Below are 14,569 nucleotides of genomic sequence, written 5' to 3'. Positions count from 1 at the left end.
CTCACAATGTCGGGTTCGAACTGCGGTTCCGATCCGGGCATAAGATTTCCGCCTTCCGTCCGAAATTCCCCTGAACGGTATCGAACGGCCCGGCTGGAACTTTCATGGCTGTTTGCGGTTGGTTCAGCGGGCCATTCGGTCCGATGTCTTCAAGGAGGACATACAATGGGTCGCGCAATCCTGCTTTGGCTGATCGGCATACCGATCCCCATCATCATTCTTATCCTGCTGTTCCTGCGCTAGGAGATCGCCATGCCGACAGTGTCATCCGTTGAGGTCGTCGCGCCGACAGAAGCATCTTCTTCCGCGGTGGCGTGGGGGCCCATCATCGCAGGCGCGCTTGCCGCATCAGCCGCTACCCTCATCCTGATGCTGCTTGGCTCCGGGCTTGGCCTGACCGTGATTTCGCCATGGTCCGCGGAAGGGATATCCGCCACCACCTTTGCCGTCTCGGCTGCAATCTGGCTTGTCGTGGTGCAATGGCTCGCTTCGGCCCTCGGCGGCTATCTGACCGGCAGGCTGCGCACCAAATGGGTCGGCATTCATGATGACGAAGTCTACTTCCGCGATACGGCGCACGGCTTCCTGGCATGGGCATTGGCCACGCTGCTCGTCGCCGCCGTCCTTGGATCAGCGCTGTCGTCGGTGGTGGGAAGCGGTGTGCAGGCGGCTTCAACCGTCGTCTCGGGCGCGGCTCTGGGAGCCGGTGCGGCCGCCTCGGGCCAGGACGGCGCAACCGGCGAGGACAATAACCTGACCGGCTATTTCGTCGACTCGCTGTTCCGGCGCGCCGATCCGGGTGCGGTGAGTGCACCGGGTGCCGAAGGCGATGCGGCGGCGGTGGGCGAAGCTTCGCGGATATTGCTGTCCAGTGCCGTTGCAGGCGAAGTATCTGCCGAGGACCGCACCTATCTGGCGCAGCTTGTCAGCGCACGCACCGGCCTTGCCCCTGCGGACGCGGAAGCCCGGGTAAACGGCGTCCTGCAGCGTATCGATGAGGCAAGAGCCCAGGCCAAGGAGGCAGCCGACACCGCACGGCAGGCAACGCTTACACTCTCGCTTGTCGCGGCTCTGTCGCTTCTGATCGGCGCCTTCATCGCGTCCGTCGCCGCTCTTCTCGGCGGGCGCGAGCGCGACGAGAGGGAGACCGTCCTGAGCTTGCGATAGCCGCCTCGTTCGACTGCGGCGGGAGAGCAGGTCGTCAGATGAAAATGCGTCCTTTTAACGCGCAGGCGTGAAGTTGTGACTCGCTATTTTTTTCGATGGATGTCAGCATAGTAGCTCTCAGGGAGTGAGCCATGACATCTGCCCCTCCTAGACTTCCAATAGCGGTTCGAGCTGCCATTTTGCAGCACCTCCTCAACCATCGCGGCGGATGGCCAGTATCGACATCCAATGCGCTGGATGACTTGCGCCGACGGTGTCCGTCATGCGGAAGCCTCGGCGACAGGATACTGATCGATGCGATCGCAGGTGAAGCGATCGAGTTCGGCCTCGATGTCGACTTCGACGGCAAGCCGCCGCATCTTTTGGCTGCGCACCCTCGAAGGCGCAAGCGTCCTCCCGACGGCAGCGGCGGCCAGCCAGCGGGCCGGTGAACCCGGTCGAGCGGCCGCCTACTCCATGGAAGCCAGGTAGCCGGCCACGCTTTTTATGTCGGTTTCGCTCAGATTCTTGACCGCCTTCGCCATGATGTGAGCGTAGGCGGTCCCGCCTCGTTTGCCACCCACGAACAAGCGCAGCTGGTTTTCCAGATAAGATCGCTTCTGCCCGGCCAGGTTCGGATAGGCCGGGTTTTTGCGCGTGCCGCCGTGGCATCCAAGACAGGCAGGAACCCCGTCTCCTGGTACGCCCCGCTCAGCGATCTCCTTGCCGCGCCCAACAAGCGCCGGGTCAGCGGCAAGAGGCGCACGGCTTGGCCGCGGCTGAGCCGCGTAATGTTTCGCCAGCGCTTCAAAAGTGCCGCCGCCTGCTTGCTCGACCGCGACTTCCATCATGCCGCTTGGCCGCTTGCGCTTGGCGTAAGCCTCCAGGCTGGCCCGCAGATACACGCTGGATTGGCCGGCCAAAATCGGCACCCCCTCACCACGCCCGATCCCGTCCGATCCATGGCAACGGGCACAACCGGCAAGTGCAGCATCAAAGCCAGTTTCCTGCGCTGTCGCGGCCTTCGCCGATCCTTCGGCGAGTTCGTGATATTTCCTGGCGTCCAGTGAAGGCAATTCACGAAGGAAAGCCACCATCGCCCAGACCTCATCAGTCCGCTCCGGCGCTGGCCAGGCGGGCATGCCGGTATAGCGGACGCCGTGCCTGACGATGCGAAAAAGTTGGGCATCGGTCCATTCGCCGATCACTCCCGACAGATTGGGTGGGGTCGGCAACATGGCAAGAGCGGCCGGCGACGGTGGAACTCCCGGCGCACCATGACAGAAAGCGCAGCCTTGCGCGAAGTGCCCGGCAGCCGGCTGAAGAAGCGAGATGTCACGCGGCGGCACTTTCACGCCGAGCGCATAAGTTCGCACCGACGAGCGCATGGCGAAATGCAAAAACCAGTTGGTGATTTGCCAATGCCCGCCGGTTGCCGCGACGTTGAAGATGCCGAGCCAGGCAAAGACCACTGCCGCCACCGGCAAGGCGGCGATCCCGATCAACAGATGACGCTTTCGAATCGCCATCAACCCGCACCCGATTTCTGTCCGCCGGCGGGAGCCGAAAGCAGCCGCGCCAGAAGCGCCACGCCGCCAGCCAGATAGACCGCGGCACCGATAAGCAACATCAGGACGCCGCCCAACTGCTGGTCCTGGCCGGCTTCCAACGTGAGGCCAAGGCAGGTCACGGTTTCGAACCCGTAGAGCGGGCGCGGCGGCAAGGCGAGAAGCGCGCCAAGAAGGGTCATATGGATGGAGGTGAGCAGGAGCGCGAACGCGCCCGCCGCACCTTGCTCGTCGCGGTTTCCGCCAAGGCAGGACATCCAGAGAACAAGTCCCGCAGCGAGGAAGCTTGCCTGTTCAACGACCGTTACGGTTAACGATGCCTGCGCTGCGGAACGCAGCGCAGGCGCATGCCAGACCCAAACGACGACAAGCTCGAACAACGAGGCCGCAATCGGCGAAACCAGTCGTCGCTTGCTCACGAAATCCCATCGCGTCCCGGAAAGGCCGATGGCGATCAGCGGCGCGGCAATGGCGACGACACCCATATGGGCGAGCATATGGGCGGCAAAGGAGTCCCGGTCGGCATCGAGCAGCGGCCCCGCCCAGATGACCATCAGAAGAAGAAGCCCACACCACAGCGCCGCGCGTTTCATGGCCAGCACTCCGTCATGAACAGAAGCGGCATCGCCACATAGATCACGGCGACAAAGCTCAGGCCCGACAGGAGAAGCGTCGCGAAACCCTGGAACAGCCTGCGGTCGTGCGCGGTCGGGTCGTCATGCGGCGGATCGTGCGCGCCGAACCCCCACTGCCTCCAGGCAAGCCAACCGGCAAGCAAGATCATCAACAGCGCCACTACGGTGACGAGAGCAATGCCGGTACGAACCACGTCGAAGCCGAGCGATAATTGATCTTGCTTGGCGCAAAAGATCGCCGCGCCGACATATGAGATCAGGAAATGGACGGCCCAAACCACCGGGGCGGTAAAGAGCGTCCAGAGCGTTTCGACTTCTTTTGGCAGAAATCTCATCACGCCCTCATCGCACCAGCGGGAACAGGCCGATGACGCCGAAAGTCGTCACCGCCGTTACCAGGAGAAAATGCCAGTAGAGAACGACATTGCGCAGATCCATGTCGCAGTCGCGCGTCAGCCGCCCGGCCAAGCTTCGCGCGAGGCAGTAGGCCTGCATCACCATGCCGACGCCGCCATGGGAAAGGGTCCAGCCCACCAGAATCCAGACGATGGCCGGATAGACGTGAGCGGTCGGGTCCATCGCATATGTCCAGGGGCCGAGAAAGCCGGCCACGCATCCGCTGGCCGTCAGAAGGAACGAAACCGTCAGCGACAACCGCATCGCGGCGAGCGCGTCCTTGTCGTTCAGCCGCCGTGCGGCAAGCATTGCGATCCAGGCGCCGCCAAACAATAGCAGCGCGGACAGCGGCCAGAAAACGCCGGGGCCTGCCAGGCCGGCGGTGAAATCGTCATGGATCGTCCAGTAAAAAAAATATCCGAACACCAGACTTGCGAACGCCGTGCCGTCGCCGAACATGGTGATGAACATCGCCCACCAGCCGACCGAGGCGGGTCCGGAGACATAGAGCGGCAAGGTGAGGCCGAGCCCGACATCCTTGTCGGGCTTCTCGGGAATTTCGGCAGTCCCCGTCCACAGCCAGTAGACGATGGCGGCGAAGGCGACCAGGCCGGAGACCAGCGTCGCGATCCACCAATGGAATGTCAGCGCAATGAACACGCCGCCCAGGGCGAAGGCCGAGACTATGGTGACATAGGACGTTCCGCCGACACGCAGGCACTGGATCGGCTCGGCGTCGAGCACCGAGGTGACCAGCGTTTCGCGATAGCCTTCCTTGGCGTCGGGCAGGTAGAAGCGTCCTTCGTTCAGGTCGCGCGCAAGGTTCTCCTGGTCCCACAGCGGATAGCGGCTCTTGATGATCGGAATGGAGCGAACGCCCCAATTCTCCTCCGGCTCGCTGATCCATTCCAGCGTCCCGGCATTCCACGGATTGAGCTCGCCACGCGGCGAACGATGCTTCGGCCGCAGCACATCGACGACCACCACCAGGACACCTGCGGCAAAGACGAAGGCTCCCCCTGTCGAGATCAGGTTGAACCAGTCCCAGCCGATCCCTTCGGGATAGGTGAACACCCGTCGCGGCATGCCGCGCAAGCCGGCGAGATGCATCGGGAAGAAGGCGATGTTGAAGCCGACGAACATCAGCCAGAAGGCTATTTTGCCGAGCCGCTCCGAGAGCTTGCGGGCGTCGATCAGCGGATAATAGTAATAGATGCCGGCGACGACCGGAAACAGCATGCCGCCGATCAGGACATAGTGGAGATGCGCGACGATGAAATAGGTATCGTGCGCCTGCCAGTCGAAAGGCGCCAGCGCGACCATGACGCCGGTCAGCCCACCGATGACGAAGATCGCCAAACCGCCGGTGCCAAACAGCATCGGCACGGAAAAGATGACCCGCCCGGCAAGCATCGTCGCGATGAAGACGAAGATCTGCACACCGGTGGGGATCGCCACGGCCTCGGATGCCGCCGAAAAGAAAGCAAGCGATATCTGCGGCAGGCCGGTTGTGAACATGTGGTGCACCCACAGGCCGAACGACAGGAAACCGGTTCCGACAGCGGCGAGCACGATCCACGAATAGCCGATGATCGGACGCCGCGCGAAGGTCGGCACGATCATCGCCATCAGCGCGATGGCCGGCAGGAAGATGATGTAGACCTCGGGATGGCCGAAGATCCAGAAGAGATGCTGCCACAACAGCGAATCGCCGCCGCGTTCCGCATCGAAGAACGGCCAGTCGAACATCCGCTGCATTTCGAACAGCAGGTCGCCGGCGATCAGCGGCGGAAAGGCGAACAGGATCATGCCGGCGACGATGAGCAGATACCAGGCGAACAGCGGCATCATGTTGATGCGCATTCCAGGCGCCCGGCATTTCATGATGCCGACGATGAGTTCGACCGCGGCGGCAATCGATGCAACCTCGATGAAGGAGAGGCCGAGCAGCCAGATGTCGGCGCCGATGCCGGACAGTTCCTTGTCAGTGGCGAGCGGCGGGTACATGAACCAACCCGACGATGGCGCGGCATTGAAGAAAATCGATCCGCAGACGAATACGCCGCCAATCAGGAAGCTCCAGAAGCCGAAGGCCGAAAGCCGCGGAAAGGGAAGCTCGCGCGCGCCCAGCATCGGGGGCAAAAGGAAGATCGCTATCGCCTCGAAAATCGGCACGGCAAACAGGAACATCATCACCGTGCCATGCAGGGTGAAAGCCTGATTGAAGAGACCGGCCGAAAGAAAATCATTCTCGGGAAAAGCGAGTTGCGTACGCACCAGCAAGGCGAGAACACCGGCAAAAAGCATGAAGGCGAAAGCCGCGGAGGCGTACCAGAGCCCGATCTGGAAATTGTTGACCGAGGTCCAATAGCGCCAGCCAGGCGGATTGGCCCAGACCGCGCGCAGCCGCTCTGCCTGGGCACGGCGCTCCTCGGGCGACGGTTTTGCCTGAGCGACGGTCATTTCAGTCCCTTCAGATAGGCTGCAATCGCATCGATTTCCTGCGGCGGCAGCATGCCGAACGCCGGCATCTTCACGCCGGGCTTGATTTCCTCCGGCCCGGCGATGAAGCGAGCGATCGCAACCTGCGTGTTAGGCAGAATGCCGGCGCCAAGTGTTTCGCGCGAGCCGACATGGGAGAGATCGGGACCGATCTCGCCGCGAGCTTGCGTACCCTTGATCGTGTGACAGGCGCCGCAGCCATTCGCCAGAAAGGCGTTCAGTCCTGTTGCCGCCACGTTCGGCGACGGCGACGATCTTGCATCGAGCCAGTCATCGAAAGCCGCGGGCTCCATGGCGACCACGGCAAACGCCATCAATGCATGCGAGGTCCCGCAGAATTCGGCGCAGGGGCCGCGAAATGTCCCCGTCCTGGTTGCAAGCAGGGAAAGCCGGTTGATGCGCCCGGGAATCATGTCCATCTTGCCGCCGAGCGGCGGTATCCAGAAGGAATGGATGACGTCGCGGCTTTCCAGCGTGATCTCCACGCGCTCGCCGACCGGCAACCTGATTTCATTGGCCGAGACGACCGGCGCTCTTCCGTCTGCGGGAAGATAGGTAACCCGCCACCAGAATTGTTCGCCGACAACCGCAATGCGCAGAGACGGCGTGTCGGCGAAAGCCGCCCAGGGCCGGATGGCGGGCATCAGCCAGAACGCATAGCCGAGCAGCAGCGCCAGCACGACGGAGGGAAACACCGCCCCACCCCAGAAAATCAGCAGGCTGGCTGTCCGTTCGCTATGAACGCGCCGTCGGCTGCGGTTCGCATAAAGGAGGAGAGCGACCACGCCGATCCAGATCGCCGCGCCGCCTGCAACCATGACCCAGAACAGCCGCGCGACGCTGTCGGCCTCCGTGCCCGCCGGATCGAGCGCCGACTGGATTCCCGAGCAGCCGGCGACACACGCGGGAAAAAACGCAAAAACTGCACACCCGCCGAATCGCTGCGCGTTTCGATGCCTCATGCGCTATGCGGTTCCCTCCTCGTCGACGTTGCTACTGCGGCTGGTTGGCGGGCAGGGCATAAGCGATGATCGAATCGCCCGCCTTGGTGCCGGTCGATCCATGGCCGCCCGCGACGACGACCACATATTGGCGTCCATCCGCGCCCTGATAGGTCATCGGCGTGGCTTGTCCGCCGGCGGGCAACCGCTCGCGCCAGAGTTCCCGTCCGTTTGTCACGTCGAAGGCACGCACATAGTAGTCGAGCGTGCCGCTGTGGAACGCGACGCCGCCGGCGGTGATGATAGGCCCGCCAATTGCCGGCACGCCCATCTCGAATGGCAGCGGCAAGGGCGAAAGGTCACGTACCGTGCCGTTGCGATGCTGCCAGACGGTCTCGCCGGTCTTCAGGTCCGCGGCAGCGATATAGCCCCAAGGCGGCGCCTGGCATGGCAGGCCGATCGGCGACCAGAACGGCCGCATCATCGCCGCGAACGGCGCGCCGAAATTCTCGTTGAAGCCTGGCTTTTCTTCGGAGACATAGCTGGTGGTGTCGTCGGCACGGGGAATGAGCTTGACGATGAAGGCGAGATAGACCGGATTGGCAATGACCACCTGGCGCAAAGGATCGACGGCGACGCCACCCCAGTTGAAGGTTCCGAAATTGCCGGGATAAACGATCGTGCCGTTCACCGATGGCGGTGTGTAGCGCCCTTCATAGTCGAGGGTTCGAAACCATACCCGGCAATAGAGCTGGTCGAGCATCGTGGCGCCCCACATGTCCTTTTCGCGCAGCGGGGCAGGCTTGAAGGTCATCGCGGAAGTGGGCTGCGTCGGTGCGGTGGTGTCGCCCTCCACAGCGCCGGTTGGCGCCGGCTCTTCGGTCACCGGCAGGATCGGCTCGCCGGTGCGCCGGTCGAGCACATAGATATCGCCCTGCTTGGTCGCCTGGACCAACGCGGGAAGCATCCCGTTCTCGGACGGCAGATCGACCAGTTGCGGCTGCGATGGCGTATCCATGTCCCACAGGTCGTGGTGCACGAGCTGACGCACCCAGCGAACCTCGCCGGTTCGAAGGTCGAGCGCGGTAACCGACGAGGAGAACCGCTCCGTTTGCGGCGTGCGGTTGCCGCCAAACTGGTCCGGCGGCGCGTTGCCCATGGGTGCATAAACCAGCCCGAGTTCGGTATCGACGCTGAGGAGGGACCAGGCGTTCGGCGAGTTGCCGACATATTTGGCGTCAGGCGAAATCGGCTGCGTCGCCTCCGGATTGCCGCTGTCGAAATTCCATACCAGCCGACCTGTGCCGGCATCGAAAGCGCGGATGACCCCCGAAGGTTCGGTGGTCGAGACATTGTCGTTGACTGCGCCGCCAACGACGATCAAGCCCTCGGCCACCACCGGTGGAGATGTCGAATAATATGAGCCTTCATAGATGTTGGGCATGTTGGCCCAGAGGTCGACAGTGCCGTTGTTGCCAAAGCCTGAGCAAGGACTTCCGGTCTTGGCATCAAGCGCGATCAGCCGCGCATCACCGGTCGGCAAGAGAACGCGCGCAGAGCAGGCTTCGTCGGCCGCCGCGCCTTCGACCCTGTAGTAGGACAGGCCACGGCATGTCTGGTGTTGGCGCTGCTTGTTGATGCCGGCGTTTGCGTCGAAGCGCCATACTTCCTTGCCGCTCACCGGGTCGAGGGCAATCGCCAAATGATGCGGTGTGCACAGATAAAGGAGGCCGTCGATCATCGTCGGCGTCACTTCATAGGTGGTCTCTTCGGGATCGGCGTCGGTTCTTATATCGCCGGTGTGATATTCCCAGGCCTTGGTCAGCCCGGCGACATTCTCCGGCGTGATCGCGGCGAGCGGTGAATAGTGGCTTCCGCCGGGCGTGCGGCCATAAGCCGCCCATTGCGCGGGATCCACTGAAGCCTCGCTCGGCGGGAGATCGGCAGAGGCGGCCGGCGCCACCTGCCCTTCGAGCGCATGTGTATCGATCACCATGGAGTAGGCGGCGACGACGATCGCGACCGCGAGCGAGGCGATGATCGACCATCCGCCGCCTCGCCAGGCAGCCGTGCGCGAGCCGACGCGGCTCGGCTTGATCCGCGCCCAGGGGATCAGCATCAGCAGTCCGAGGACAACGATCAGGCCGCCCCTTGGGGCGAGCGCCCACCAGTCGAACCCAACTTCATCGATCGCCCAGGCGAGCGATCCGATGGTTATGATCGCGAAGAGATAGAAGGCTGCCGAGTTCCTGCGGCAGAGCAGTATGGCTGTTGCCAGGAAACCGAGGCCCACCAGAAGATAGTACCAATTGCCGCCAAGCACGACGAGCCACGCCCCACCGCCTGCCAAAACCGCACCGAGCAGCGCCAGCACCACCACAAGAAAAACAAGCATCGGCCCTTCCCTTCCGCCTGCTAAACGGAGGGAAGCGAAGAAACGTTCCGCTCCGATCTGGTGGCAGCTGTTTCCAAAGGCCATCGACGGCCCTCACGGAACGTTTTTGGGGCTGGAGGGTTTGAATGCCGTTCCAAGCCAAGGAGATAGCTATGAGAGCTAAACTTATCGCATGTCTGCTGATCCTTTCCGGTACAGGCATTGCATATGCCCAAGACGTGGTCATCGCTCCGGAGCAGGAAACCGTGATCAGGGAATATGTCGTGAAGGAAAAGGCAGCCCCTGCGGAGCTGCCGGCCGATGTGACCGTGTCAGTCGGCACGGTATTGCCGGAAACGGTTGAGCTGCACGCGGTCGAAGTACCCGATATGGAAACCAAGTACAGCTACGTCATCGTCGACGGACAGACCGTTCTGGTGGATCCCGGTACCCGCAAGATCGTCCATATAATGAAGTAATCGGAATGGGGCGGTTCGACCAGTATCGGGCCGCCCCGGCAAGCCTGCGGCAGGCGGTATGGTGCGTACCTGTCTTGCTCAATCGGAACCGGTGCGCCGTTCGGAAGCGGCGGGATCGGTCCGCAAGTCGGGGGGCGCTTCAACCGGCGCGGCGGACATGGCTTCGTCGGTCATTTCAATCTCCCGCAGCCATTCGCGCCAGATCGCCACGATCAAAGCCATCAGCACCGGGCCGATGAAAAGGCCGAGAAAGCCCATAGTCTTGACGCCGCCGACCAGCCCGAAGAAAGTCGGAAGGAACGGCAGCTTGATCGGCCCGCCGACGAGCTTGGGGCGCAGCGTCTTGTCGACGATGAACAATTCGACCGAGCCCCAGGTGAACAGCGAAATGCCGGCGACCGGCGAGCCGCTCGCCACGAGATAGACCGATACCAGCGTGAAGGACAGTGGCGCGCCGCCCGGCACCAGCGCCATGAGCCCGGTGAGCACGCCGAGCGTCACCGGCGAGGGCACGCCGGCGATCCAGTACGCGGTGCCCAGAACCACGCCTTCGCCGATGGCGATCAACGTCATTCCGGTTACCGTGGAACTGATGGTCGCCGGCACAACGCCTGAAATGCGTTCCCAGCGCGTCGGCAGGATACGTTCGCCGAGCCTGTCCACTTGTCGGGCAACGCCCTCCCCGTCGCGGTAGATGAAGAACAGCGCGATCAGCATGAATAGAAGCGTCAGCAGCAGATGAAAGGATGCACCGCCCGCTGCCAGCACGCCGCGATAGATATTGCCGATATTGGCGCCGCTGACGATCTGGATCAGTTCGCCGATAGCGCCCGGATGGCCGATATGACGCGCCCATTGCTGGTCGAGCCAGTCGCCGGCCACCGGCAGCGCGACGATCCAGGCCGGTGTGGGCGCACCATGCCGGTTGGTCTCCACAGCCCAGCTGAACCATTCTCGAATCTCATTGACCGCATAGCTGCCGGCGAGAAAGATCGGAACGACCAGGAAGGTCAGGATGAGCACGATGGCCAGAGTGGCGGCAATCGTGCGGTTGCCCTCGACCCCGTCAAGGAGGCGCCGGTAAATCGGCCAACTCGCAAAGGCGATGACGAGGGCGGCGAGCACCGGCACCAGGAAGCCGTGGAAGAAGTAGATGCCGGCCGCCACGATCAGCACCAACAGCCAGCGCGCCGCGGTCACAGGCGGGATCAGCGGGATGCGGGTCGGCGTGTGCAGGCCGAGCAATCGCGGCTCCCGTCTGGGTCTCCGGCTTTCCATATCGCTCAAACGTCTTTTCTCCTGCGCGGGCAGCATTATTCGTAGCCGATTGCCAGCTTCGCACCAAGGATTTTTGCCAAGACCGCAAGTGCCGACACCAAAGCACTTATACGAGTATCAAGCGGTTTTTTGACCGCTTCGCCGCATTTTCAAGAGTGTGGGAAGTCAGCCTTCGTCGGAGCCTATCAACCGCCAGGAAGGATCGTTGGACGGCAACTTGCGCGAAAACGTCCAAAGGTCATGCGTCTCAATGATCTTTTCCGGGCTGCCCTCGACGATGGCCCCGTCGGCCGCCAAGGTCGAGCGTATCATTTCGGCGACAAATCGCACCGATATCTCCGCAACATCACCGTCGATCTCGGCGGCGACGATCCGCGCCTCCTTGATGCCGACGAGCATCACCCGCAGGACCTCCTGCCGCTGCCGGCGCTCTGCGATGGCGCGATGAAACGCCTTGAATACTTCCTGTCCGACAAGCTGCCGCAATGTCAGCGTGTCACCGTCGGCGAAGGCATCCAGCACCATCTCATACACGTTGCGGGCATGGCCCAGGAAAATCGCCTCGTCGAAGCAACGGTCGTGCGCGCGAAGGGTGTCGAAAACGCCGCCGAAAACCGGCATGGGTATCGGGTCTAGCGTCGTGCGGGCAAAGGTTGCCGGAATTCTGTCCTCGGCCCTTTCGTTCTCGTCGATCTTCTGGAGATCGGGCCAGAAGCGCAACAGCATCCAGTAGAAGGCGAGCATGCCGACCGCCAGGGCGTAGCTTCCGAAATCCGCAGCAACTTCGATCATTGTGTCCCCTCGTTTCCGGCCGATGCCGGCTGCCATGTCTTCATTTTATGCGGGGCAAGGCCTCGAACTGGTGGTAGGGCGGCGGCGAGGACAGTGTCCATTCCAGCGTGGTCGCGCCGGCTCCCCACGGGTTGGCTCCGGCCCTGCGCTTGCGGGCAAAGGCCTCGGCGACGGTTACCAGGAAGACCACCAGCCCGGCCGTGGAGATATAGGACCCGATCGAGGAGATGAAGTTCCAGCCGGCGAAGGCATCCGGATAGTCCGCATAGCGGCGCGGCATGCCGGCAAGACCGAGGAAATGCTGCGGGAAGAAGACCAGGTTGACGCCGATGAACATCAACCAGAAATGCAGCTTCCCAAGCGCCTCGTTGTACATGTAGCCGCTCATCTTCGGGAACCAGTAATAGAAGCCGGCGAAGATGGCGAACGCCGCGCCGAGCGACAGCACATAGTGAAAATGGGCGACCACATAGTAAGTGTCATGCAGCATGCGGTCGACGCCGGGATTGGCGATCACCACGCCGGTCACGCCGCCGATGGTGAACAGCAGGACGAAGCCGGCCGCCCACAGCATCGGCGTCTTGAACTGGATCGAGCCGCCCCACATCGTCGCCAGCCATGAGAACACCTTCACGCCGGTCGGAACCGCGATCACCATCGAAGCGAAGGCGAAATAGCGCTGCGAGTCGACCGACAAGCCGACGGTGAACATGTGATGCGCCCAGACCACGAAGCCGATAAGGCCGATCGCCACCATCGCATAGGCCATTCCGAGATAGCCGAAGATCGGCTTTCTGGAGAAAGTCGAAGTGACATGGCTGATGATGCCGAAGCCCGGCAGGATCATGATGTAGACTTCGGGATGGCCGAAGAACCAGAACAGGTGCTGGTAAAGGATCGGGTCACCGCCGCCTTCGGGCGCAAAGAATGTCGTGCCGAAATTGCGGTCGGTCAAAAGCATGGTGATAGCGCCGGCAAGCACCGGCAGGGCAAAGAGGAGCATGAAGCCGGTGACCAGCATGGCCCAGGCGAACAACGGCATCTTGTGCAGCGTCATGCCGGGGGCGCGCATGTTGAATATGGTGGTGATGAAATTGATCGCGCCCAGCACCGAGGATGCGCCGGACAGGTGCATTGACAGGATGACGAGGTCAACCGCCGGTCCCGGCTGGCCGGCCGTCGAATAGGGCGGATAAAGGGTCCAGCCGCCGCCATGGCCTGGCGTTCCTGATGCGCCTGGAACGAACATCGAGATGATGAAAAGGATCAGCGAGGCGACCAGAAGCCAGAAGGAGACGTTGTTCATGCGCGGGAAGGCCATGTCGGGGGCGCCGATCATGATCGGCACGAACCAGTTGCCGAACCCGCCGATCATTGCTGGCATGATGACGAAGAAGATCATCACCAGCCCATGCGCGCTGACGAACACGTTGTAGAGCCCGGGATCGCCGAAAATCTGCATGCCGGGCTCCTGCAGTTCCATGCGGATGGCCACCGACAGGAAAGTGCCGAGAATGCCCGACAGGATCGAGAACAGCAGATAAAGCGTGCCTATGTCCTTGTGATTGGTCGAGAACAGCCAGCGGGCAATGAAGGACGGCTTGTGATCCTGGTGAACGTCGACCGTCGTGGTGGTGGTATCCATTGCCTTACCTGTTCCTGCACGTCCGCGCGCCCTGGCCGAGCCAAAGGCGCGCACCGGAAAGCCGTCGGCTAGCGCGGATCAGCTACCGGCTTGCGCTTCATTCATCGGTGACGATGACGTCCATCGGGATGTCGTGATCCTGCGGATAGATCGTCCTGATCTTGCCCGCCACGTAGCCGACCCCGACGACCAGGGGCCGCCTCGGCATTGCCGCCAGCGTGCGGTCGAAGAAGCCGCCGCCATAGCCAAGCCGATAGTTCGCTTCGTCGAAGCCGACGACGGGCGCCACGACCACGTCCGGCTGAACGGCCGGCCCATGCGCGGGCACCAGGATGTTCCAGACGCCGCGGACCAGCGGGTCGCCCGGCGCCCAGATGCGGAACTCCAGCGGCCAGCCATTCTTGATGACGACCGGCAGCGCGATCCTTGCGCCGCGCCCGTGCATCCTGATCATCCAGTCGCGCAGGTCGGGTTCGCCGCGAAACGGCCAATAGGCGCTGACGATGCGGCTGCCGGACTTACCGACCACACGATCCAATCCGGTCGCAATCCGCGTCGAAAGGACCTTTCGTTCCTCCGCATCGACGCCGAGCCGCTCGTCGATCAGGCGTTTGCGTTCGGCCCTGCGCCAGCGAAGGACATCGGTCCAGCCGTCCCCGCCGGGTGCGTCAACCCCGTAATCCGGCCCGAGTTCATGCATGAAGCAAGGTGGAGATGCATACTGCCCCGTCTCGGAATGCGTGCTTTTCTCGTTGGACATCAGGGATTCCGTTTTGTGTTGCGCCATCCACGTCGGAACAGAACCGTCCCCGA

At 62.6% G+C, this 14,569-nt stretch carries 12 protein-coding genes; 2 read left to right on the top strand and 10 right to left on the bottom strand.

Features of this window, described 5'->3' with window-relative positions; translation table 11 throughout:
• Positions 1–252: 252 nt before the first annotated feature.
• A complete protein-coding gene (locus tag ACLKMW_RS11425; RefSeq protein ID WP_415724589.1) occupies positions 253–1,167 on the top strand; it encodes a hypothetical protein in 915 nt (304 codons plus the stop codon).
• 449 nt (positions 1,168–1,616) lie between these two features.
• Here the strand turns inward: ACLKMW_RS11425 and ACLKMW_RS11420 are convergent, their stop codons facing one another.
• The 6 genes from ACLKMW_RS11420 to ACLKMW_RS11395 are packed head-to-tail and all read right to left on the bottom strand — an operon-like array spanning position 1,617 to position 9,583.
• Positions 1,617–2,675 (bottom strand): c-type cytochrome, encoded by a 1,059-nt coding sequence (locus ACLKMW_RS11420; protein WP_415724588.1) that lies wholly within the window; start codon positions 2,673–2,675, stop codon positions 1,617–1,619.
• Positions 2,675–3,307: a cytochrome c oxidase assembly protein gene (locus ACLKMW_RS11415; protein WP_415724587.1), complete on the bottom strand. Its 633-nt coding sequence runs from the start codon at positions 3,305–3,307 to the stop codon at positions 2,675–2,677. The genes ACLKMW_RS11420 and ACLKMW_RS11415 overlap by 1 nt, the downstream gene beginning before the upstream one ends.
• Positions 3,304–3,684, bottom strand: a complete 381-nt coding sequence (locus tag ACLKMW_RS11410; RefSeq protein WP_415724586.1) for a hypothetical protein — start codon at positions 3,682–3,684, stop codon at positions 3,304–3,306. The genes ACLKMW_RS11415 and ACLKMW_RS11410 overlap by 4 nt, the downstream gene beginning before the upstream one ends.
• Positions 3,685–3,691: 7 nt before the next feature.
• Positions 3,692–6,208, bottom strand: a complete 2,517-nt coding sequence (gene ctaD, locus ACLKMW_RS11405) for a cytochrome c oxidase subunit I (RefSeq protein ID WP_415724585.1) — start codon at positions 6,206–6,208, stop codon at positions 3,692–3,694.
• Positions 6,205–7,209, bottom strand: coding sequence for a cytochrome c oxidase subunit II (gene coxB / locus ACLKMW_RS11400; protein ID WP_415724584.1), 1,005 nt, complete (start codon positions 7,207–7,209; stop codon positions 6,205–6,207). Before coxB ends, ctaD (ACLKMW_RS11405) begins: the two co-directional genes overlap by 4 nt.
• Positions 7,210–7,240: 31 nt before the next feature.
• The gene (locus ACLKMW_RS11395; protein WP_415724583.1) at positions 7,241–9,583 is read right to left on the bottom strand and encodes a membrane-bound PQQ-dependent dehydrogenase, glucose/quinate/shikimate family; all 2,343 of its coding nucleotides are present in this window, start codon (positions 9,581–9,583) and stop codon (positions 7,241–7,243) included.
• A gap of 152 nt (positions 9,584–9,735) precedes the next feature.
• Here ACLKMW_RS11395 and ACLKMW_RS11390 point away from each other — a divergent pair, with 152 nt between their 5' ends.
• The gene (locus ACLKMW_RS11390) at positions 9,736–10,041 is read left to right on the top strand and encodes a DUF1236 domain-containing protein (RefSeq protein ID WP_415724582.1); all 306 of its coding nucleotides are present in this window, start codon (positions 9,736–9,738) and stop codon (positions 10,039–10,041) included.
• A gap of 78 nt (positions 10,042–10,119) precedes the next feature.
• Here ACLKMW_RS11390 and ACLKMW_RS11385 read toward each other — a convergent pair whose 3' ends face one another.
• From ACLKMW_RS11385 to ACLKMW_RS11370, 4 genes are all read right to left on the bottom strand, one after another.
• Positions 10,120–11,319 (bottom strand): AI-2E family transporter, encoded by a 1,200-nt coding sequence (locus ACLKMW_RS11385; RefSeq protein WP_415724641.1) that lies wholly within the window; start codon positions 11,317–11,319, stop codon positions 10,120–10,122.
• Between the two features lie 165 nt (positions 11,320–11,484).
• Positions 11,485–12,111 (bottom strand): Tim44/TimA family putative adaptor protein, encoded by a 627-nt coding sequence (locus tag ACLKMW_RS11380; RefSeq protein ID WP_415724581.1) that lies wholly within the window; start codon positions 12,109–12,111, stop codon positions 11,485–11,487.
• Positions 12,112–12,151: 40 nt separating this feature from the next.
• Positions 12,152–13,756, bottom strand: coding sequence for a cytochrome c oxidase subunit I (gene ctaD, locus ACLKMW_RS11375; protein WP_415724580.1), 1,605 nt, complete (start codon positions 13,754–13,756; stop codon positions 12,152–12,154).
• A 97-nt stretch (positions 13,757–13,853) separates the two neighbouring features.
• Positions 13,854–14,516, bottom strand: a complete 663-nt coding sequence (locus ACLKMW_RS11370) for a 5-formyltetrahydrofolate cyclo-ligase (protein WP_415724579.1) — start codon at positions 14,514–14,516, stop codon at positions 13,854–13,856.
• Positions 14,517–14,569 lie beyond the last annotated feature (53 nt).

Source organism: Borborobacter xinjiangensis, from assembly GCF_047739745.1.
In the GTDB taxonomy this organism is placed as follows: domain Bacteria; phylum Pseudomonadota; class Alphaproteobacteria; order Rhizobiales; family Rhizobiaceae; genus Pseudaminobacter.
The sequence above is the reverse complement of the archived record's forward strand: the minus strand, read 5'-3'. Positions and strand labels throughout refer to the sequence as shown.